Annotated in this window: 19 protein-coding genes; 3 read left to right on the top strand and 16 right to left on the bottom strand. The window is 69.7% G+C overall.

From position 1 onward, the window contains the following. Positions 1 to 382 precede the first annotated feature (382 nt). The 3 genes from ABFX55_RS14760 to ABFX55_RS14770 form a co-directional block, all read right to left on the bottom strand. Entirely contained in the window at positions 383 to 805 is a 423-nt protein-coding gene (locus ABFX55_RS14760) for an SHOCT-like domain-containing protein (RefSeq protein WP_346121332.1), read from the bottom strand. An 11-nt stretch (positions 806 to 816) separates the two neighbouring features. Further along, a complete protein-coding gene (locus ABFX55_RS14765) occupies positions 817 to 990 on the bottom strand; it encodes a hypothetical protein (protein ID WP_346121334.1) in 174 nt (57 codons plus the stop codon). A gap of 83 nt (positions 991 to 1,073) precedes the next feature. Continuing rightward, positions 1,074 to 1,451: a DUF2089 domain-containing protein gene (locus tag ABFX55_RS14770; RefSeq protein ID WP_346121336.1), complete on the bottom strand. Its 378-nt coding sequence runs from the start codon at positions 1,449 to 1,451 to the stop codon at positions 1,074 to 1,076. Between the two features lie 1,103 nt (positions 1,452 to 2,554). Between ABFX55_RS14770 and ABFX55_RS14775 the strand changes: the two genes are divergently transcribed. Then, the gene (locus ABFX55_RS14775; protein ID WP_346121337.1) at positions 2,555 to 3,439 is read left to right on the top strand and encodes a TIGR03619 family F420-dependent LLM class oxidoreductase; all 885 of its coding nucleotides are present in this window, start codon (positions 2,555 to 2,557) and stop codon (positions 3,437 to 3,439) included. A gap of 244 nt (positions 3,440 to 3,683) precedes the next feature. Then, positions 3,684 to 4,040, top strand: coding sequence for a response regulator transcription factor (locus ABFX55_RS14780; protein ID WP_346121339.1), 357 nt, complete (start codon positions 3,684 to 3,686; stop codon positions 4,038 to 4,040). A gap of 15 nt (positions 4,041 to 4,055) precedes the next feature. Here ABFX55_RS14780 and ABFX55_RS14785 read toward each other — a convergent pair whose 3' ends face one another. From ABFX55_RS14785 to murQ, 4 genes are read right to left on the bottom strand one after another with little or no spacing between them, the layout of a single operon-like run. Next, positions 4,056 to 4,328: a carboxymuconolactone decarboxylase family protein gene (locus ABFX55_RS14785; RefSeq protein ID WP_346121340.1), complete on the bottom strand. Its 273-nt coding sequence runs from the start codon at positions 4,326 to 4,328 to the stop codon at positions 4,056 to 4,058. A 43-nt stretch (positions 4,329 to 4,371) separates the two neighbouring features. After that, positions 4,372 to 6,282, bottom strand: a complete 1,911-nt coding sequence (locus ABFX55_RS14790; RefSeq protein ID WP_346121341.1) for a S9 family peptidase — start codon at positions 6,280 to 6,282, stop codon at positions 4,372 to 4,374. After that, on the bottom strand, positions 6,279 to 7,379 hold the full coding sequence (locus ABFX55_RS14795; RefSeq protein WP_346121343.1) for a serine hydrolase domain-containing protein: 1,101 nt from the start codon (positions 7,377 to 7,379) through the stop codon (positions 6,279 to 6,281). The genes ABFX55_RS14790 and ABFX55_RS14795 overlap by 4 nt, the downstream gene beginning before the upstream one ends. Beyond that, entirely contained in the window at positions 7,369 to 8,271 is a 903-nt protein-coding gene (gene murQ, locus ABFX55_RS14800; RefSeq protein WP_346121345.1) for an N-acetylmuramic acid 6-phosphate etherase, read from the bottom strand. The genes ABFX55_RS14795 and murQ overlap by 11 nt, the downstream gene beginning before the upstream one ends. A 48-nt stretch (positions 8,272 to 8,319) precedes the next feature. On the opposite strand from murQ, the gene ABFX55_RS14805 reads away from it, so the two are divergent. Beyond that, a complete protein-coding gene (locus ABFX55_RS14805) occupies positions 8,320 to 9,399 on the top strand; it encodes an exo-beta-N-acetylmuramidase NamZ family protein (RefSeq protein WP_346121347.1) in 1,080 nt (359 codons plus the stop codon). A 2-nt stretch (positions 9,400 to 9,401) separates the two neighbouring features. Here ABFX55_RS14805 and ABFX55_RS14810 read toward each other — a convergent pair whose 3' ends face one another. The 9 genes from ABFX55_RS14810 to ABFX55_RS14850 form a co-directional block, all read right to left on the bottom strand. After that, positions 9,402 to 10,235 (bottom strand): GNAT family N-acetyltransferase, encoded by an 834-nt coding sequence (locus ABFX55_RS14810; protein ID WP_346121349.1) that lies wholly within the window; start codon positions 10,233 to 10,235, stop codon positions 9,402 to 9,404. Further along, positions 10,232 to 11,230, bottom strand: a complete 999-nt coding sequence (locus tag ABFX55_RS14815) for an ABC transporter ATP-binding protein (RefSeq protein ID WP_346121350.1) — start codon at positions 11,228 to 11,230, stop codon at positions 10,232 to 10,234. The genes ABFX55_RS14810 and ABFX55_RS14815 overlap by 4 nt, the downstream gene beginning before the upstream one ends. After that, positions 11,227 to 12,213: an ABC transporter ATP-binding protein gene (locus tag ABFX55_RS14820; RefSeq protein WP_346121352.1), complete on the bottom strand. Its 987-nt coding sequence runs from the start codon at positions 12,211 to 12,213 to the stop codon at positions 11,227 to 11,229. The genes ABFX55_RS14815 and ABFX55_RS14820 overlap by 4 nt, the downstream gene beginning before the upstream one ends. Before the next feature lie 3 nt (positions 12,214 to 12,216). Next, complete coding sequence (locus ABFX55_RS14825; protein ID WP_346121354.1) at positions 12,217 to 13,110, bottom strand: ABC transporter permease; 894 nt, start codon at positions 13,108 to 13,110, stop codon at positions 12,217 to 12,219. After that, positions 13,107 to 14,114 carry an ABC transporter permease gene (locus ABFX55_RS14830; RefSeq protein WP_346121356.1) on the bottom strand — a complete coding sequence of 336 codons (1,008 nt, stop codon included), beginning with the start codon at positions 14,112 to 14,114 and terminating at the stop codon, positions 13,107 to 13,109. Before ABFX55_RS14830 ends, ABFX55_RS14825 begins: the two co-directional genes overlap by 4 nt. A 5-nt stretch (positions 14,115 to 14,119) precedes the next feature. Continuing rightward, positions 14,120 to 15,946: an ABC transporter substrate-binding protein gene (locus ABFX55_RS14835; RefSeq protein ID WP_346121358.1), complete on the bottom strand. Its 1,827-nt coding sequence runs from the start codon at positions 15,944 to 15,946 to the stop codon at positions 14,120 to 14,122. A 215-nt stretch (positions 15,947 to 16,161) separates the two neighbouring features. Beyond that, the gene (locus tag ABFX55_RS14840; protein WP_346121360.1) at positions 16,162 to 17,469 is read right to left on the bottom strand and encodes an ABC transporter substrate-binding protein; all 1,308 of its coding nucleotides are present in this window, start codon (positions 17,467 to 17,469) and stop codon (positions 16,162 to 16,164) included. A 10-nt stretch (positions 17,470 to 17,479) separates the two neighbouring features. Beyond that, entirely contained in the window at positions 17,480 to 18,343 is an 864-nt protein-coding gene (locus tag ABFX55_RS14845) for a carbohydrate ABC transporter permease (RefSeq protein ID WP_346121362.1), read from the bottom strand. After that, the gene (locus ABFX55_RS14850) at positions 18,340 to 19,233 is read right to left on the bottom strand and encodes a carbohydrate ABC transporter permease (protein ID WP_346121363.1); all 894 of its coding nucleotides are present in this window, start codon (positions 19,231 to 19,233) and stop codon (positions 18,340 to 18,342) included. Before ABFX55_RS14850 ends, ABFX55_RS14845 begins: the two co-directional genes overlap by 4 nt. Between the last annotated feature and the right edge of the window lie 24 nt (positions 19,234 to 19,257).

The following is a 19,257-nucleotide window of genomic DNA, read 5'->3' on the forward strand; positions in this document are numbered from 1 at the left end:
GTTCGAACCGTTCCGTCGGAACGTCCGCGTGGGTTCAGGGAGTACACCTCGCCGCGCATGACTCTTCGACCCGGATGGAGCCCGAGGCGGTCTTCGCGGTGAGCGTGCCGTGCGCTTGGTCGGCGACGATGTCGCCGCTGGCCGAGTTCACTCGCAGGTCGCGGTGGCCTCGCCGATTAGGGGGTATCCGCCGGAGTTTGATTGCCCCGTAGGCGCCGATCGCGAAGATGCGCACCTCGCCGCTGCCGGTGTGGAGGTCGACCGGGCCGCGCCGATGAGCGGCTGAAGGTCAGGTTGGCAGTTCAACCGTGCTCTGCTGTAGCGGGCGCGGCCTCGGGGGGGTGTTCCAGCACCCTCCCGGGGGTCCGTCCAACTGGACGGCCTACTCGCAGAAGACACGCAGGTGGCCATCGGGCTGCTCGAGCTCCACGATCGTCTCGTCGAGGTGCTCCACGAGCGCCTCGAGGTGTTCGGGCTTGAGCTGCGTGAGGTCGAACGGCACGCCCGACTTGCTCAGCTCGGCGTTGGCCCGATCCAGTGCCTGCGGCGGGATCAGGGCCGCCAGCTGTACGCCGGCCCGCAGCAGTTGCAGCGGCACCCGCACGTTGAGCCGTCCCGACTCGCCGTCCTCGAGGAACTCCATCACCACCCGCAGGTACTTCGCCCTGCCTTTCGGCCGGGCGGCGGGACTGGCCGCCGTCGGCGGCTGGGCTCGTTCGAGTGCGGCGATGAGCTGCTCCGCCTCCTCTGCGGTGATCTTGCCCTCGGCGAGCATGTCGAGGATGTTCTTACGCTCTTCGTTCATCGGAACCTCTCCTATCGGATGGCTACGAGCACGGCCGTACGGCTGTACTCGATGTCGACCCGGGTGCCGGGCAACGCGGAGATGATGCGCCAGCCGGTGCCGAGCGCCCGCACCACATCGATGCGGAACACGTGGCAGGCCACGGTGGCCGCCAGGACGGCCAGGACCACGACCGGTGAGAACACGAGCGCTACGGGGAGTACCGGGACCCAGACGCGGATGGGACGACGGTCCGGGCGTTTGACCCGTACGGTCAGCAACTGCGGCATCACGTGCGCCCCTCCAGTTCGGACAAGGCCTGCTGTGCGGTGATCTCGCCGCGGCGCAACCGATCGATGATGTCGGCCCGCGACGGCGCCGGATCGGTCTCGACGAAGTCGAGCATCTGCGTGATCCGGTTCAGCCGTGATTTGATCGTCGGGTAGCTCACCCCGAAGATCCGTTCCATCTGCTTGATGGAGCCGTGGCACCGCACGAACGCCGTGACGAAGACCTGATCCTCGACGTTGAGCTGAGCGAGTTGCGGTAGCTCGAACTCGCCCTCGATCGCGACGCCGCTGCCTGTCAGGCGCACCCGCTCGACGACGAACGGCTGGCCCCGGGTCAGGTTCGTGAGTTCCTGCCAGTCCATCGCCTGCTCTGTCATATCTAAAGTTATAACCGAGGCATCTTCAATTTTCAAGAAGTTGATCTTGATTTTCTTAAGTCGGCACTTCCTTCGGGCTCCTTGCTGGTCCACCGACGGCCCTGCCGCCCGAGGCGGCCTGCGTCACCGGCTCCACAAGGCCGGCCCCACCGGTGGCAGGCACGTGTGAGCGATCATGGCCGACCGTCGACCAGGCGATCCGCTCGTTCGGCCGCTGCGCGACTCCGGCGCGCTATCTGGTGCATGTTTCGGATCGACGCAACGAGCGCCGCCGCCCGGCGGCCGGCCTGAGCGCGGCACTGAAGGTCGCAGCCCCGCGCGGCGGAGGCGTCAGCTTCGCCTCGGCTCGGCTGCCGACGTCTTCCCCGCCGCCCACCGCGCCTACGCCTCGACTGCCGGCGCCTTCCTCGCCACCTCGCGCTCGGCCAATCCCGACACCCACCGCGCCTACGCCTCGGCCATCGACCGCGTCGCCCTGCTGGGCCGCCGCCGCTGGCGCAGATCGCCGTCGAGATCGCCGATGTCGAGATCGGTCAGGCGTTCGCCGAGCTGTGGGGATCCAGCTCGCCGGCGACGTGGAACCGTAACCGCGCCGCCGTCGCCTCCGGCTGTTCTGGTGCCGCACCACGAAGCATTGGGTCGCCCTGATCTGGTGCCGCACCAAGAAGCATTGGGTCGCCGCCCTCGGTCCCGGCCGACGCGAACGCCGTAAGGAAACCGCCGACGAGACCCGCGCCGTGGCCAAGGCCACGATCCCCCTGCTGCTGTCGCGCCTCGACATCCGCTTCGGGCTCCTCACCCCCTAACGCTCCAGCCCGGACACATGCGAACGAAAAGTCGCGTCAGCGAGCTGACGGAAGCGGCGTTGTAGGCCCGGAACTCACACAGGGGGCAGGCGTCTTACAGTGCTGTGTCTCCGTGCTGCCATGCCGTCGCTTTTGGGGCGGGCGTCCCCCCGCAGGTGGTTCCTGTGCCTTGGCACTCCTGCATCACCGACTTCCGCCGCGGCCGCCTCTCCGCGGGAAGCAATCTCGCTGCGCCCTATCACTCACCGTCCGTCCGCGGGACGGGAGGGTGGGGAGGGTGTTCTAGGGTGGCAGTCTATGAGGATCGGATTTGCCGCCCCCGTGTCCGGGCCCTGGGCCACTCGCGACAACCTGCGCAGGATCGCCACACGCGCCGAAGAGCTGGGATACCACGAGCTGTGGACCTTCCAGCGTCTTCTCTACCCGGAGAACCATCCGATGGGGGCGACCTATCGCAGCGTGCACGATCCCCTCGTCACCCTGGCCTATCTGGCCGGCGTCACCGAGAGCATCAGGCTCGGCGTGGCTGTGGTGAACATCTTCGAGCCGCCCGTGCTGGTGGCCAAGCAGGTCGCGACTCTGCAGGAGGTCTCGGGCGGGCGGGTGACGTTCGGGCTGGGGCTCGGATGGTTGCCCGAGGAGTTCGAGGCCATGGGGGTCGACTTCGCCAAGCGCGGCCGGAGGGGCGAGGAGTTCGTCGAGGTGCTGCGCGCGTGCTGGAGTGAGGAGGTCGTCCGGCATGAGGGGGAGTTCTACCGGGTCCCGGCCTCGCATCTGGACCCCAAGCCGTCGCCGGTGCCGCCGCTGCTGCTGGGCGGTGGAGCCGAGGTGGCGCTCAGGAGGGCGGGACGGCTGGGCGACGGCTGGGTGAGCGCCAGCAGGGAGGATCTCTCCGGCATCGCCGAGAAAATCTACACTGTAAAGGCGGCCGCCAGTGAGGCGGGACGCGATCCCGAGGCGTTGAGGTTCGTGTGCAGAGGCGTCACCAGGGTGAGCGATGCCGTCGATGGGCCGCCGCTGAGCGGGCCGTACGAGAAGATCAGGCAGGATGTGGCGGCGCTGGCCGAGCAGGGTGTGACGGAGGTGTTCCACGATCTGAACTTCGACCCCGCGATCGTGACCGCGGATCCCGACGAGGCCATGCGCAGAGCCGAGGAGGCGCTCGAAGCGCTGGCTCCCTGACGCCTTGTCGCCCCACACGACGTTCGGGCAAGCAGCCACTGGCTTCAGTCGTCCCGACCCTGGGCGCCAGTGGGGCAACTCGGCGCGGAGGTCCGGAGAGACGCTGATCAGTGCGTCGAGCCCGATGAGCAACCCGCCGTTCCGCCCAGTGCGGGGAGCCGCTGCGGGTGGGAACCAGTGCAGGGGTGGCGATGACCATCCAGGTCCTGCTGGCCGACGATCAGGCGAGTACCCGGGCCTACGGTTGCTGCGCCACCTCGCCGATCGCGGAGCCAGGGCCAGGGCCGGGGCTTCCGCGCAGCCCCTGTCCGCGCGGGGGACCGGGATCGACCGGGCGATCGCCAGGGGCCGCACCAACCAGGAGATCGCCGACGAGCTGTTCATCTCGCTGAGCACGGTCAAGGGGTACGTGCCGGGCATCCTGATCAGGCTCGGCGTGCGCAACCGCGTCGGGATCGCGGCCTGGGCCTGGGAGAGCCGCCTGATGGACGGGGAGAGCGGCTGTGGGATGGGAGTCGGAGTGACGCGGGCTCGAGACGTTGATCTGCGGTGCGTCAGGGCTGGTGGGATCGGCTGCTGGAGTTCGTCCCACCCAGCCTGACGCGGATCGCTGTCGCTATCCCAGATGGCCGGGCTGGTAGTCGCCGGCGGGTTGCTGGACGATGACGTTCATGCGGTTGACGGTGTTCATGAGGGCGATGAGGGAGACCAGGGCGGCGAGCTGGTCCTCGTCGTAGTGCTTGGCGGCGTTCGCCCAGGCCTCGTCGGTGACGCCACCGGCGGCGTCGGCGATGCGGGTGCCCTGTTCGGTGAGTTCGAAGGCGGCCCGCTCGGCGTCGGTGACGGCACCACAGGCCGCGTGGAGAGCCGCGCCGACGCGGGCGGGCATGCACTCACCGGGGTGGCGCCCGTCCCGGACGGGCGCCGGGGGGTTACGTCGTGGGGAGGTGGCGGTTCCACCAGTCGAGGATGGCCTCGAAGCGGGCCACTCGGTGGCTGGGCAGGCCTGAGCGGGACATCTCGTGTCCCTCACCGGGGAACAGCAGCAGCTCCGTCTCGACCCCTCGCAGTTTCAGCGCGACGAAGAGCCGCTGGGCCTGCTCTACAGGGCAGCGCCAGTCGTTCTCCGAGTGGATGATCAGGAACGGCATCTCGATCCGGTCCGCGTGGCTGAGCGGGCTCAGGTCGCTCCAGCGCTCGAGGTCGGGACCGTAGAGGTCGAGGGCGAAGAACCAGCCGATGTCGCTGGAGCCGTGGAAGCTGTCGATCGCGTTGACGGCCCGCTCGCTGATCGCCGCCTTGAACCGGTCGCCGTGATGGGCAGCCAGCCAGGTGGTCATGTAGCCGCCGTGCGAGCCGCCCAGGACACCCACGCGGTCGGCGTCCAGGCCGCCGGTGGCCAGTGCGGCGTCGAGGAGGGCGAGCAGGTCGATGGCCGAGACGTTGCCGACGTCGCCGATGACGGCGGCGCCGTGGGCCTGGCCGTATCCGGAGGAGCCGCGCGGGTTGCCCATGACGACGGCGTATCCGGCGGCGGCGTAGACCTGGGCCTCGTCGAACAGGTGCCAGCCGTACTGGGTGAAGGGGCCGCCGTGGATCATCAGCAGGGTGGGGTGCGGGCCCTCGCCCGTGGGGCGGACCACCCAACCGTGGACGGGGTGGCCGTCGGGGGCGGTGGTGGTGATCTCCTCCAGGGGGAGGGGGGTGAGGGCGGAGAAGGCGGTGGGGGTGCTCTCCTTGCCGTCGCGCAGCACGACGAGCTCGCCTGGGCTGTTCTGGTCGGCGACGGTGGCGACGGTGGTGCCCCCGGCGTGGGCGGGCGCGAAGACCTCGCGCCGGCCCGAGATGAGGACCGTGGGCTCGTCCCCGTCGTACGGCACGAGCAGCAGGTCGGAGGCCCCGCGGTTCTCCGAGGGGAACAGCACGCCGTCCGCTGTGGGGACGATGGTGCCGTTGCCGGCCAGGTGGTACGGCTCGGCGGCGGTGAGGCGGCGAGGGGCGGCGGAGCCGTCGGCGGGCACGGAGAAGACGCCGCGGTGCCTGGCGATCAGGGTGCGGCCGTCCGGTCCTGGCTGGGCGGCGACGAAGCAGATGGTCTCGCCGTCAGGGGTGAAGCGGGGCAGGCCGACCGAGAGGGTGGTGTCGGTGACCATGTGCAGGCCGGTGCCGTCGGGCGCGCACGTCCACACGTCGGAGTAGTGGTCGGACCCGCTGCCGTCGTGGCGGGCCGCGGTGAAGGTCAGCCGCGCGCCGTCGGGGCTCCACGCGGGCTCGTCGTGGTCGTGGTCTCCCTCGGTCACCTGGACGGCGGGCGAGGGGGAGGTGCGGGAGGCGAACGGGTCGACGACGAAGACGTGGGACCTGCGGTCGGTGTAGAAGCCGAGGTTGTCCAGGCGGTACTTCAGCCCGGTGATGCGGCGGGGGCGCTCCTTCTCCGGCTTGGTGTCGCCGTACCTGCCCTCCTCGGGCACGCGGGCGACGAAGGCGAGCTGCCGCGAGTCAGGGCTCCACGTGGGCTTGCCCGCGCCGAGGGGCTGGTCGGTGACGCGCCAAGGCTCGCCGCCCGCGGTGGGCATGACGTGCAGCTGAGGCTTGCCGCCGTTCTCCGCGCGGGTGAAGGCGAGCCACCTGCCGTCGGGGGAGTAGGCGGGCTCGGCGTCGCGGCGGCCGCCGGTGAGCTGGCGGGGCTCGCCCGAGCCGTCGGTGGGGACCAGCCAGAGCTCGCCGCGGTACTCGTCGGCGTCGAGGTCGGGCCGGGTCACGGCGACGACCGCCTGCGTGCCCTCGGGGGACACGCTCGGGGTGCCGAGAGTGTGCAAAAGGGAAATATCGCGGGGTTTCATGGCCGAGACACTATCTGTAGCGCCTCGGCGGCGACGGCATGGCGAAGTTCTCTGATGCCCGGACGTCCGCGGACCGGGTGGACGGCGTTGGTCAGCAGGACGACGGTCAGCCGGTGGGCGCGGTCGACGAGCAGGGAGGTGCCGGTGAAGCCGGAGTGCCCGAAGGCGTCGGTGAGCGGGCCGACGACGGCGGGGTCGCCGATGCGGACGCCGAGGCCGTGGCGGAAGGGCGCGTTCTTGACGTCGTGCTCGCGGGTCATCTCGTCGGTGAGGGGGAGGTGGCCGAGGCGGAGGGCCTCGCCGAAGCGGAGCACGTCGTCGGCGGTGGAGAAGACGCCCGCGTGGCCGGCGACGCCGCCGAGGGAGTGGGCGGTCTCGTCGTGCACCTCGCCGACGGCCCTGTGGCACTCGGTCTTGGCGATGCGGGCGACGTCCGCGGGCGCGTTTCCCGGCCCTGCGGAGACTCGGGACTCTCGAGAAGGGCCCGCGTCTTCCGAAAGGGGCAGCGGGGCGGTGTCCTCCCGGAACGGGAGGCGGCGGTAGGCGGTGTCGGTGAGGCCGAGCGGCGCCGTCACGCGGGCGCGGACCAGTTCGTCCAGTGGCGCCGCTCCCGCGATCTCCGCGATCCGTCCCACCGTCACCATGCCGACGTCGGTGTACAGGTAGGGCCCGCCGACTGGCGAGGTGATCGGGGTGGCGAGGACGGTGTCCATGCGCGCGGCGGGCGGCACGTGGTCCACCCGGTGGGTCGGCTGCAGGCCGGCCGTGTGGGTGAGCAGGTGGCGCAGGGTGACGTGCGGGCGGTCGGCGTAGAAGGCGGGCAGCCAGGCGGCCACCGGCGCGTCCAGGTCGAGCCTGCCCTCGGCCACCAGCGACAGGATCGCCGAGGTGGTGAACAGCTTGCTGACGGAGGCCAGGTCGAAGACGGAGTCGCGCCGGGCGGGTGGGCGCACGGGGGCGAGCGTCCCGTCGGGGTCGGTGTAGCGGACCAGATCGCCCGCGGCCTCTGCGGCCACGACCTCGCCGTCCACGGCGATCACCGCGACGGCGGCGGGCACGACCGAGGGGACGGTGGCGGACAGGACGTCAGCGAGCATGCCGTACCTCGCCGAGCCGGGAGCCGTGCGACTCCAGCAGGCTTCGCGCCTCGTCGGCGTCGACGCCGTGCTCGATCATCACCACCGCGATCTTCGCCTGGCCGCCCGCCGCCTCCAGCGTCTCGCGGGCGGTCTCGGCGGAGACGCCGGTGATGTCGCTGACCATGCGGGCCGCGCGCCCTGCGAGCTTCGCGTTCATCGCCGACATCTCGATCATGTTGTTCCCGTAGGTGCGGCCAAGCCTGATCATCGAGATCGTGGAGATCATGTTCAGCACCAGCTTCTGCGCGGTGCCCGCCTTGAGCCTGGTCGAGCCGGTCACCACCTCGGGTCCCACGACCACCTCGATCGCGTGACCCGCCGCCGCCGACAGCGGCGTCCTGTGGTTGCACGACAGCGCCACGGTCAGCGCGCCCCGCCTGCCCGCCTCGGCGAGCGCGCCCAGCACGAAGGGCGCCCTGCCGCTGGCCGAGATGCCCACGACGGAGTCGAGCGCGCCGACGCCGCGCTCGGCGAGGGCCTCCTCGCCCGCGGAGGTGTCGTCCTCCGCGCCCTCCACCGACCTGGTCAGCGCGGGCAGGCCGCCGGCGATCACGCCCTGCACGAGGGAGGGGTCGGTGCCGAAGGTGGGTGGGCACTCCGAGGCGTCGAGGACGGCCAGGCGGCCTGAGGTGCCCGCGCCGACGTAGAGCAGCCGTCCTCCCGCCGCCATGCGGGCCGAGATCGCGTCGATCGCCGCGGTGATGGCGGGCAGGACGGCGCCGACCGCGGTGGGAACCGTGGCGTCGGCCTGGTTCATCAACTGGGCGATCTCCGAGGTCGGCAGCCGGTCGATCTGGCTGTAGCGCGGATCGCTCTGCTCCGTGGACAGCTCGGGGAGTGGATCAATCATGACGCTAATTTCCACCTTTGGCATCTCGTATGCAAATAAGCTTCAGCTATGTCTTACGTACGCACCGGAGCCGAACGGCTGGCCGCGGATCCCGATCTGGTCAAGGGCGGCAGAATCGGCCTGATCACCAACCAGACGGGAGTCCTGAGAGACCTGACCCCCACGCCCACGGCGCTGCGGAACCTCACCGCGCTCTTCAGCCCCGAGCACGGCGTGCGCGGCACCGTCCAGGACGGCGCCAGCGAGGGCTCGGGCGAGAGCTTCGGCCTGCCCGTCCACGACACCTACCTCAAGGAGGGCGCCGAGCTGGACGGGCTGGTGGCCGCCTCGGGGGTGGACACGCTGGTGTTCGACCTGTTCGACGTGGGAGCCAGGTTCTACACCTACGTCTGGACGATGAAGGACCTGATGGGGTCGGCCAAGCGGCTCGGCCTGCCCTTCGTCGTGCTGGACAGGCCCAACCCGATCGGCGGGACGGTCGCCGAGGGTCCGCTGCTCGACCCGGCCTTCGCCAGCTTCGTGGGCGGGGCGCCGATCCCCAACAGGCACGGGCTGACGGTGGGCGAGCTGGCGCTCTCCCTCGACCCCGGCGTCGAGGTGATCAGGGCGGAGGGATGGCGCAGGGAGCTGCCGTTCGCCGCGACGGGGCTGCCGTGGGTGATGCCCTCGGTCAACATGCCCACGCTCGACACGGCGCTGGTCTATCCGGGCACCGGGCTGTTCGAGGGCACCAACCTGTCGGAGGGGCGCGGCACCACCAGGCCGTTCGAGCTGGTCGGGGCGCCCTATCTGGACGACAGGTTCGCCCCCTCGCTCAACGCCCTCGACCTGCCAGGGGTGCGCTTCCGCGACCTGTGGTTCATGCCGATGTTCAGCAAGCACGCGGGCACGGCCGTACGGGGGGTGCAGCTGCACGTCACCGACGCGCGGACGTTCAGGCCCGTGCTGACGGCGGTGTCGATGATGTATCTGGCCCGGACGCAGCATCCCGAGGAGTTCGCGACCACCCCGTTCCTCGACAAGCTCTGGGGCTCCGACACGCTCGCGCGCTGCCTGGAGGCTGGAGGGGACCCGCGCGAACTGTGCCCGGAGCCCGCCACCCCCGAGGGCGGGCTCCTGTACGCGTGACCTCAACGCAGATCGCGCCGGTAGAGCCAGAAGACCCGCTCGGCTCGCGCGCCCACGGCGCGCGAGTAGAAGCGGAGCGGGCCCACCCAGCCGATCTGCGCCTCGGACAGTCCCGCGGCGTGCTGCTCTGCCAGGCAGCGGCGCAGCAGCACGCCGCCGAGGCCGAGCCCGCGCGCTGCGGGCGAGGTGCCCATCGGGCCGAACCAGCCGGGCCTGGCGCCCCAGGCGGCGAACGCGACGATCTGGCCGTCGAGCCTGGCGTAGTGCAGCCCTGTGGCGCTGCTCGCCTCCCATGCCCAGCGCTCGTTCCACTCCTTCTCGACGAAGGCGGCGACCTCCCTGCGGTCCTGGTCGCCGGCCTTGTGGAGCGTGACGCCCTGCCGTACGGGCCGCTCCTCGGCGGGAGGCGGCAGCGGGGCCGTCATGTTCCACGCGACGTGGTAACGCTCGTAGCCCGCGCTCTCGGCCAGGCAGGCGGCGGCGGTGTATCGCACGTCGATGCCCGGCCACGCGTAGGCGGGCGGGTTTCCCGCGAAGCGCGCCTGCGTCGCCCCCTCGGCACGCAGCCACTCCTCCGCGGCGCGCAGCAGCTCGCGTCCGCGTCCCTTGCCCTGATGGGCGGGGTGTACGGCCAGCAGGTCGATGTGCCCGACCGTGGGATCGCGCTCGGCCAGCGAGGCCATGACGAAGCCGCCCTCGGTGGCCAGCGCCGTCCACCGCCGGGTCTGCGGCGGCGCGGCCAGCCGTGCGACCAGCGCGGGGGCCTCGTCCGCGTCGAGGGTGAGGGCCGCCCTGGCGATCTCGCCCAGCGCGGGCAGCTCGGCCGCGGTGATCACACGCGCCCCAGGTGGGTGGCGACGACGTCGCGCGACTTGGGATGGAAGCAGGCGTGCTCCTGCGGGACGCCCTCGGTCAGCCCGAGCACGGGACGGCCCGTCTCGCACTCCTCGGTCCTGAACGGGCAGCGCCTGGCGAACAGACAGCCGGCGTCCTCGTGGTCGGCGTCCAGCGCCTCGGTCGGCACCACAGGCTCGGGCCCCGGCTCCTCCAAGCCGTGCAGCACGGGGATGGCCGACAGCAGCGACTGGGTGTAGGGGTGCACGGGGTCGGAGATGATCGTGTCGACAGAGCCGCGCTCGATGACCTGGCCGCGGTAGATGACGTACAGCTCGCCGTCGTCGCCGATGTAGCGCGCGGTGGCCACGTCGTGGGTGATGAACAGCACGCTCACGCCGAGGCGTTCGCGCAGGTCCTTCAGCAGTGCCAGGATGCCGAGCCGGAGCGAGACGTCGATCATGGAGGTGGCCTCGTCGGCGACGAGCATCTCGGGGTCGACCGTGAGCGCGCGGGCGATGACCACGCGCTGGCGCATGCCGCCGGACAGCTGGTGGGGGTAGCGGCCGATCACGCTGGCGGGGTCGAGGCCGACCAGGCCGAGGACCTCGTGCGCGCGCTCGTCGATCCACGACTTGGGCCTGCGGGTCTGCTTGGCGCGCAGCTCCAGCGGGGCCCGCAGCGTCTGGTGGATGGTGCGGGTGGGGTTCAGGGCCGAGTAGGGGTCCTGGTGGATCATCTGGACCTTGCGGAAGAGCCGGTCCTTCGGCGAGGTCACGCTGACGCCGTCGATGGTGATCTCGCCGGTGTCGTAGGTCTCCAGGCCGGCGATGATCCTGCCGAGCGTGGTCTTGCCGCACCCCGACTCGCCGATGAAGGAGGCGGCCCCGCCCTTGGGGATCTGGAAGTCCACCCCGCGCAGCGCCTGCACCGTGCGGCCCGCCAGCACGCTTCCGCGCTGCTTGAAGGTCTTGGTGATGCCCTTGCCGCTGATCATGCGTGCTCCTTCACCTTGACCGCGTGGCAGGCGATGATCCGATCCCCGTGGGGGATGGCCTCGGGGTCGACGGTGTCGCACACGTCCATGCGCAGCGAGCAGCGCTCTCTGAACACGCACCCCTCCTTCGGCACGGTGGTCAGCGTCGGCGGCCTTCCCGGCAGCGCCTGCGCCTGGTTGATGTCACCCGTCAGGCGCGGGATGGCCCTGATCAGGCCGCGCGTGTAGGGGTGCTGCGGGTCGGCGAGCACCTGGCGGGTGGGGCCCTGCTCGACGATGCGGCCGCCGTACATGACCGCGAGGCGGTCGGCGACCTCGGCGACCACGCCGATGTCATGGGTGATGATCATGGTGGTCAGCCCACGCTCGGCGTGCACCTCGCGGATGATCCGCAGGATGGTCGCCTGGGTGATCATGTCGAGCGCGGTCGTCGGCTCGTCGAGCACGACCAGGTGGGCGTTGAGCACCAGCGCCAGCATGATGCCGACGCGCTGGCGCATGCCGCCCGACAGCTCGTGCTGGTGGGAGTCGAGCACCCGCGCGCCGTCCAGGCCCATGCGGCCCAGCAACTCCTTGGCCTCCCTCACCAGCCCGCGCAGGTCCTCGACGCCGTGCGAGCGGCCCAGGTCGAGCAGCTGCTTGCCGACGGTCTTGAGCGGGTTGAGCGAGTTCTGGGCGGCCTGGAAGACGTAGCCGATGTGGGCGCCCCTGGCCTTGCGCAACTGCTCGCCCTGGAAGGACACCACGTTGCCGAGGTCGTCGATCTCGACGCTGCCCGCGCTGATGCGTCCGGGCGGTTGCACCGCGTTGAGCAGCGAGAAGGCGAGCGTGGACTTGCCCGAGCCCGACTCGCCGACGATGCCGGTGATCGTGCCCGCAGCCAGCTCCATGCTGACATCCCGTACGGCGGGCAGCTCGCCCGCCGGGGTCTTGTAGACGACCGTGAGGCCGTCGATGCGCACTCCCGGCGCTTGTTTCGCCACTTCCTACTCCTCGCGCAGCCGGGGGTTGAAGATCTCGTCCATCGCGTCCACCACCAGCACGATCCCCAGCGTGAGCAGCAGGATCGCCAGCAGCGGCGCCAGCAGGTAGCCGAGAGCGGTCGGTGTGATCATGGCGCCGGCCTGGAAGACGGCGAGGTTCAGCATCACGCCCCAGTTGTCCGACTCGTAGGGGAGCACGCCCAGGAAGAACAGGCCGACCTGCGCGTAGACGGCGCCGGTCACCGCGATGAGCATGTTCATCGCGATATAGGGCGCCATGCTGGGCAGCAGTTCCTTGCCGATGATGTGCGTCGTGGACAGACCGAGCCCGCGCGCCGCCTCGATGAAGCCGCGCTCGCGCAGGGAGAGCGTCTGCGCGCGGACGGCTCGGGCCACCCCGCCCCAGCCGAGCAGGCCGAGCACCAGCCCCATCTGGATGGGGTTGCCGAACTTCCACACCGTCGCCAGCACCAGCAGCAGCGGCAGACCGGGGATGGTGAGCTTCATGTCGGTGATCCGCATGAGCACCGTGTCCCAGCGCCCGCGCTTGAAGCCCGAGTACAGGCCGAGCGCGGTGCCGAGGACCACCGTGATGAGGGCGGTCACCGCGGCGCTGAGCAGCACGTAGCGCGAGCCGGTGATGACCAGCGCGAGCACGTCCCTGCCCTGCGGGTCGGTGCCGAACCAGTGCTCCCAGCTGGGCGGCTGGGTGATGGCGTCGGGGTTGTCGGGCAGCTGGGCGGGATAGAACATCGGCCCGAAGACGCCCATGAAGGCGAAGCCGAGAATGATGACGACCCCGACCATGCGGCTGGGCTTGCGCTTCATGACGCGCCAGACGCCGTTCCAGAAGTTGCGGCGAATGGTCGCCGTGCTGCTCTCCAGCACGATGCTCATCGGGCCTCCTCTCCACTCCGCACCCGCGGGTCGATCACGGTGTAGAACAGGTCGGCCACGATGTTGGCCACGATGACCGCCACGGTGATCAGCAGGAACGCCCCTCCCATGAGGGCGTAGTCGCGCAGGGTGATGCTGTCGATGAGCAGCAGGCCGAGCCCCGGATAGTTGAAGATCTTCTCGATGAAGACCGCGCCGCCGAGCAGCAGTCCGAGCGAGAGCGCGAGGATCGTGAACAGCGGCAGGATCGCGTTGCGCGCGATGTAGCGGAAGATGATCGACCGCTTCATCCCGCGCAGCTCGGCGGCCAGGATGAAGTCGTCGCCGAGGACCGTCACCACGCTGGACTTCATGGCCAGGATCCAGCCGCCGTAGGCCGACAGCGCGTAGGTCGCGACCGGCAGGACGGCGTGCTCGGCCAGCGAGCCGAGGTAGCCGGCGTTGAAGCCGGGCTCGAACAGGATGTCCACCGGCCCGTCGTGGGGCAGGATCGGGATCAGCGTCGCGAAGATCACGACCAGCAGCATGGCCAGGATGTACTGCGGGATGCCGTGCAGCAGCGAGCCGGAGACGGCCAGTACGTCACCGAGCTTGCCGGTGCGCTTGATCGCGGCGTAGACGCCGAGGATCACGCCGACGAGGAAGCTGAGCAGGGTGCCCAGCAGGACCGGTAGAACGGTCCACTTCGTCTTTTCGGCGAGCACGTCGAGGACGGGGCGCCCAGGGTGGGTGACCGAGACGCCGAGGTCGAAGCGGAGCAGCCCGCTCATGTAGGAGACGTACTGGTCCCAGATCGATCCCGACGGCAGGAAGCCGTACAGCACCTTGGTGGCCTGCATCGCCGCCTCCGGCGACATGCCCTGCTCGACGAGCTTCTCGTAACGCGCGGCGACCGGGTCGCCGGGGATGTTGTTGACGATGAAGAAGCTGATCGTGGCGACCACGAGGATCATGACGAACCCGCGGGCCAGGTGGCCCGCGAGTCGGCGTGCGATAACCGTCATGGGCGCTACTGCTTCGCCTTGACCAGACCCTGCTGGATCCAGACACCCGAGGGAAGGACGCCGGTTCCCAGACGCAGGACCTCGTCGTCGTGGGGCCAGCCGGTGAAGCGGCTGTTGTTGACGAACTGGTTGTTGATGTAGTCCCACAGCTGGATGACCGGGAGGTCCTGGTTGGCGGCCATGGCCAGCTGGCTCATGATCGGCTTGGCCTCGTCGGGGCCCACCGAGTTCAGCTTGGCGGTGAGCTCGCCGGGGTTGATCTTGGCGCCGTCGACCTCGATCTCCTCGGGGCTGCCCATCCAGTTGCCGGCCTTGCCCGCGGGCGAGTGCTTGATCTTGCCGCCGACGTTGGCCCAGCCGTTGGAGGCGCCGTAGAGGCGCTGGAAGATGTCGTAGGGCGCGGGGCCGAGCGCGATCAGCCAGAAGCCGACGTCGTACTTACCCGCCGCCAGCTCCTCGAGGTAGACCGGGTAGTCGGCGGTGGTCACGACCTCCGCGTCGATGCCGGCCTTGATGAGCTGGCTCTTGATGTTCTCCTGGGCCGACAGCCAGTCGGAGAAGCCGGCGGGCGCGTGCATGGAGACCTTCCACGGCGTGCCGTCGGCCAGGGTCCACTTGCCGTCCTTCTTGGTCAGGCCGGCGGTCTTGAACTCCTCCTCGGCCTTGGCCAGGTCGGCCTTGTACGCCTCCAGCTTGGGCAGCGTGTCGGGGATCCAGGCGGCGGCGGCCTTCTGGTGGATGCCGCTCGTGGTGGTCGCCGGGGTGCCGCCCTCGGGCGAGGCGACCTTGGTGACCTGCTCGCGGTCGACGAGGTAGGCCAGGCCGCGGCGCACGTGCACGTTGTCGTACGGCTTCTTGCTCTGGTTGAAGGCCATGCTCACGGCCACGGGGGAGTACCCCTTGATGACCTCGCTGCCCGGCGCGGCCTTGATCCGGTTCATCACGTCGGTCGGAGCGGCGACGAAGCCGGAGTGGTCGAGCTTGCCCTGGGTGAGGTAGTTCCAGATCTGCTCGTTGCCGGTGTAGTTGAGGAACTTCACCTGGGAGGGGGCCACGTTGGCGGCGTTGAAGAAGTGCTTGTTCTTGACCAGCAGCGCCTCGCCGGGGTTGACCCGCTCCAGTACGAAGGGGCCGCCCGCGACGTCCTTCGGCGGCGCGAAGGCGATCACCTTCTGGCCGAGCGCGGTGATCTCCTCGCGAGCCTTCTCAGCCTCGGGACCGTCACCGCGGGCGGTCTTGATCGTGTCCCAGATGGTGGCCGGCACCGCGCTGCTCCACACGTGGGAGGGCAGCACCGTGGTGTCGAGCACGCCGCGCGCGAACTTGGGGCTGGGGTTGGCGGGGTCCTGCGTGATCTTGATGGTCTTGTCGTCGACGACCGTGACCTCGGCCGCCGCGCCCGCCGCGCCGGGCGTGACCGCGAAGGCGGTGCTGCCCTGGGTGTAGGCGAGGGCGATGGAGAGCTTCACGTCCTCGGCGGTGACCGGCTTGCCGTCGGACCACTTGGCGTTCGGCTGCAGCTTGAGCGTGATGGCGGAGTTGTCCGGCTCGATCTCCCAGCTGGCCGCCATACCCGGCAGCGCCTTGTTGGGGTCGGTCAGGTGGTTGACGACCCACCCGATCTTCATCGTCGTGTAGCCGGGGAAGGCGTTGCCCTTGGGGTTGTAAGGGTTGGCCGGCGCGCTCGCGTCGATGCCGGGCCTGTTCACGTCGATCGTGGTGAAGAGGCCGCCACTGGCGCTCCCACCGCCCGCGGGCTTGTTGTCGGTGCTGCTGCACGCTGTCGCCGTGGCGAGACCGAGCAGCGCCACTACGGCTGCTAGTCGCTTCATGTACCGCTCCGTGGGGGGCTTATCGATGGGTCCGGATAGATCGGGGATTGTCCGGACCCTATGGTCAGCCCGCGGATGCGTCAATAATCTCCAGAGGTTGTGAGGTGAATGTAACTTTCCTTCATCGCACGTCACGCTGGAAAAAGGCTGTCACAGGGGGGTGGGGTCGGACGGCGCGCCGGGGCGCGCCGGGACCTGCGTAGTGTATCCGCTGGTCAGCCCGCGCCGAAGAGCGCGTTGACCCGCGTGTTGGCGGCTTTCAGCGCCCCTGCGGCGTCCTTCTGCCCCAGCCACACCTCCTCCAGGGCGGTCTGCACGATCTGCCCGATCTCGTCGCCGTGGTCGCTGACGGGCAGCAGGAAGGTGCCGTCCTTGGCGTCGGCGACCGAGGTGAAGGCCGAGACGTCACGCCCCGCCTTCTCGTGCGCCTTCATGGCCCGCTCGGCCGAGGAGGTGATCGCGGGGAAGACCACCGCGCTGTCGCCGACGATGTCCTGGCAGCCGGTGGAGCCGAGGAACTTCACCCACTTCCACGCGGCCTCCTTGTGCTCGGTGCCCGCGTAGACGACGTCGGCCAGTCCGTTGAAGGCGGACCTGCGCCCCTGCGGGCCCTCGGGCAGGGGAGCGAAGGCGAACGCGCCCTCCGCCAGGTAGGTGTTGATCATCCAGGAGCCCGTGATGCCCAGCGCGGCCTTGCCCGACTCGAGCACCGCGTCGGTGCCCAGCGAGCTGACCTTGTCGTAGGGCGCGGTGTAGCCCTTGTCGCTGAGGCGCTTGAACCACTCGACGGTCTCGGCCAGCTTGGGGCTGTCGTAGAAGTACCTAGTGCCGAACGGGTTCTTGTCGATGAAGCTGAAGCCGTTGGAGACGGCCAGGTCCCCCCAGCCGTTCTGGCCGAGCGCGCCGTCGCGCAGTTCGGGGACGTAGCCGTGGACGGCCACCTCGCTCTTGTCGAAGCCCTCCTCGTCGCCGCGCCTGCCCGCCGAGTCGACGGTGAGCCTGGCGATGGCCTTCTCGAACGTGCCGCCGTCCGCGGGGTTCCAGGTGAGGTCCTTGAGGTCGACGCCCGCCTTCTTGGCCTGCTCGACGTTGTAGACGACCGCCATCGTGTCCCAGTCCTTGGGCAGGCCGTACCGCTTGCCGTCCTTGACCCACAGCTCGGCCAGGCCCGCCCGGTACTGCGAGAGGTCGACCTTGTCGGCCTTGACCATCGGCTCCAGGTCGAGCAGCTGGCCGTTCTTGACGAACTGCGGGTAGTAGGAGGCCTGCATGGTGATCACGTCGGGGGCGTCGCCCGAGACCATCTGGGTGGTGAGGTTCTGCCAGTACTGGTCCCAGGCGCTCTGCTGGATCTTGATCGTGATGCCGGGGTTGGCCTTCTGGAAGGCGTCCGCGCACTGCTGGTAGGCGCCCTGCTGGATGTCGTCCCACAGCCCGTAGGTGAGGGTGACGTTCCCGCTGTCCTGCGCGGAGGTGCCGCACGCCGCCGTCAGCAGCAGTACGGCCAGCGCCGCTCGTTTCATGGCAAGCCTCCTATTTGAGACCACTGAACTGGATGGAGTCCACGAGCCGGCGGCCGAAGAAGACCAGCAGCAACAGGACGGGGATGACCGACAGCGCCGAGCCGGCCATCAGGCCGGTCCAGTCGTAGGCGGTGTTGGGCGACTGCTTGAGGAAGATGCCGAGCGCCGCGGTCAGCACCCGGGTCTGCTCGCCGGGCGCCACGAGCAGCGGCCACAGGTAGTCGTTCCACGACCAGACCGCGGTGGTCAGGGCGAGGGTGAACAGCGGGCCCTTGGTCATGGGCAGCACCACCCGCCAGAACAGCGCCCACCTGCTCGCGCCGTCGATCGTGGCGGCCTGCTCCACCTCGCGGGGGAAGGCGAGGAAGAACTGCCGCAGGAAGAAGACGGCGAAGGGTGTCATGAGCATGCTCGGCGCCACCAGGCCCTGGAAGGTGTTGAGCCAGCCGAGCTCCTTGACCACCGCGAAGGTGGGCAGCAGCGTGAAGATCGGCGGCACCATCAGCGCGGCCACGAACAGCCCGAACAGCGCGTCCCTGCCGGGGAAGCGGAGCCTGGCGAAGGCGTAGCCGGCCATCGCGCAGAACAGCGTCTGCGCCGCTGTGACGAGGCCGGTGTAGACAAGGGAGTTGCGCAGGTAGAGGAAGAAGTCGAGGTTGGCGCCCGAGCCTCCCGCCGCCCTCGACTCCTCGGGGCTGGCCAGGCCGAGCACGCGCTCGAAGTTGACCAGCGTGGGGTGCTCGGGCAGCAGGCCGAAGTTGTCGGTGGCCAGCTCGCGCCCCGGCGTGATCGCCGTGCGCAGCATCCAGTAGAAGGGGAAGAGGGTGATCACGATGGCCAGGGCCAGGCAGGCCCATGCGAGGAGTCGTCTCATGCCAGGTCCGAGGTCGAGGCGCGGAGCATGCGCATCTGGGCGAAGGTCAGCACGCCGAGGATGAGCACCAGGGTGAGCGCCATGGCCGAGGCGTAGCCCATCTTGAAGTGGGTGAAGGCCTGTTCGTAGATGTAGTAGTAGACGACCCTGGTGGCGTTGACGGGCCCTCCCTTGGTGGTGACCGCGACGGTGTCGAACAGCTGGAAGGAGCCGATGAGCGACACCACGAGGACGAAGGTCAGGATCGGCCGCATGAGCGGCAGCGTGACCCTGAAGAAGGTGCGCAGCTCGCCCGCGCCGTCGAGCGCGGCGGCCTCGTAGACCTGCTTGGGCACCAGGCACATCCCCGCGTACAGCAGCAGCGCCGTGTACCCGGTCGAGGTCCAGGCGTTGATCAGCGAGACGCTCGGCATGGCCAGGTCGGGCGAGGTCAGAAAGCCCTGGTTGTCCAGGCCCATGCCGGTCAGCAGGTGGTTGAAGAAGCCGAGGTTGGCGTCCAGCAGCCACATCCACAGCAGGCCGACCGTCACGTTGGGCACCAGCCACGGCACCACCAGCAGCGAGCGCAGCACGACCGAGCGCGTCAGCCTGTGCATCAGCGCGGCCAGCAGCAGACCGCCGCCCATCTGGATGGCGATCGTCAGCACCACGTAGTAGCCCGTGACCTTGAGTGAGTTCCAGAACAGCGGATCGGTCAGGAGCGTCGCGAAGTTGTCGGCGCCCACGAAGGCGGGCTCCGACAGCAGGTTCCAGTCCGTCATCGAGTACCAGGCGCCCAGCAGGGCCGGATACACATAGAAGACGCCGAAGCCGACCAGCGCGGGGGCCAGGAAGACCAGCGCGATCCGCCTGTCGTCGCGCCGTCGGCCCTGCAACGTGAGTGTGGACACGGGGCCCATCTTGGCAACTTACGA

It is taken from the genome of Nonomuraea roseola (assembly GCF_039535395.1).
Lineage (GTDB): Bacteria > Actinomycetota > Actinomycetes > Streptosporangiales > Streptosporangiaceae > Nonomuraea > Nonomuraea roseola.

Excerpts from the sequence above, each read along its gene's own strand:
- ABFX55_RS14760 (WP_346121332.1), bottom strand. The coding sequence starts at position 805 with ATGAACGAAGAGCGTAAGAACATCCTCGACATGCTCGCCGAGGGCAAG.
- ABFX55_RS14770 (WP_346121336.1), bottom strand. The coding sequence starts at position 1,451 with ATGACAGAGCAGGCGATGGACTGGCAGGAACTCACGAACCTGACCCGG.
- ABFX55_RS14775 (WP_346121337.1), top strand. The coding sequence starts at position 2,555 with ATGAGGATCGGATTTGCCGCCCCCGTGTCCGGGCCCTGGGCCACTCGC.
- ABFX55_RS14785 (WP_346121340.1), bottom strand. The coding sequence starts at position 4,328 with ATGCCCGCCCGCGTCGGCGCGGCTCTCCACGCGGCCTGTGGTGCCGTC.
- ABFX55_RS14790 (WP_346121341.1), bottom strand. The coding sequence starts at position 6,282 with ATGAAACCCCGCGATATTTCCCTTTTGCACACTCTCGGCACCCCGAGC.
- ABFX55_RS14795 (WP_346121343.1), bottom strand. The coding sequence starts at position 7,379 with ATGCTCGCTGACGTCCTGTCCGCCACCGTCCCCTCGGTCGTGCCCGCC.
- murQ (WP_346121345.1), bottom strand. The coding sequence starts at position 8,271 with ATGATTGATCCACTCCCCGAGCTGTCCACGGAGCAGAGCGATCCGCGC.
- ABFX55_RS14805 (WP_346121347.1), top strand. The coding sequence starts at position 8,320 with ATGTCTTACGTACGCACCGGAGCCGAACGGCTGGCCGCGGATCCCGAT.
- ABFX55_RS14815 (WP_346121350.1), bottom strand. The coding sequence starts at position 11,230 with ATGATCAGCGGCAAGGGCATCACCAAGACCTTCAAGCAGCGCGGAAGC.
- ABFX55_RS14825 (WP_346121354.1), bottom strand. The coding sequence starts at position 13,110 with ATGAGCATCGTGCTGGAGAGCAGCACGGCGACCATTCGCCGCAACTTC.
- ABFX55_RS14830 (WP_346121356.1), bottom strand. The coding sequence starts at position 14,114 with ATGACGGTTATCGCACGCCGACTCGCGGGCCACCTGGCCCGCGGGTTC.
- ABFX55_RS14835 (WP_346121358.1), bottom strand. The coding sequence starts at position 15,946 with ATGAAGCGACTAGCAGCCGTAGTGGCGCTGCTCGGTCTCGCCACGGCG.
- ABFX55_RS14840 (WP_346121360.1), bottom strand. The coding sequence starts at position 17,469 with ATGAAACGAGCGGCGCTGGCCGTACTGCTGCTGACGGCGGCGTGCGGC.
- ABFX55_RS14845 (WP_346121362.1), bottom strand. The coding sequence starts at position 18,343 with ATGAGACGACTCCTCGCATGGGCCTGCCTGGCCCTGGCCATCGTGATC.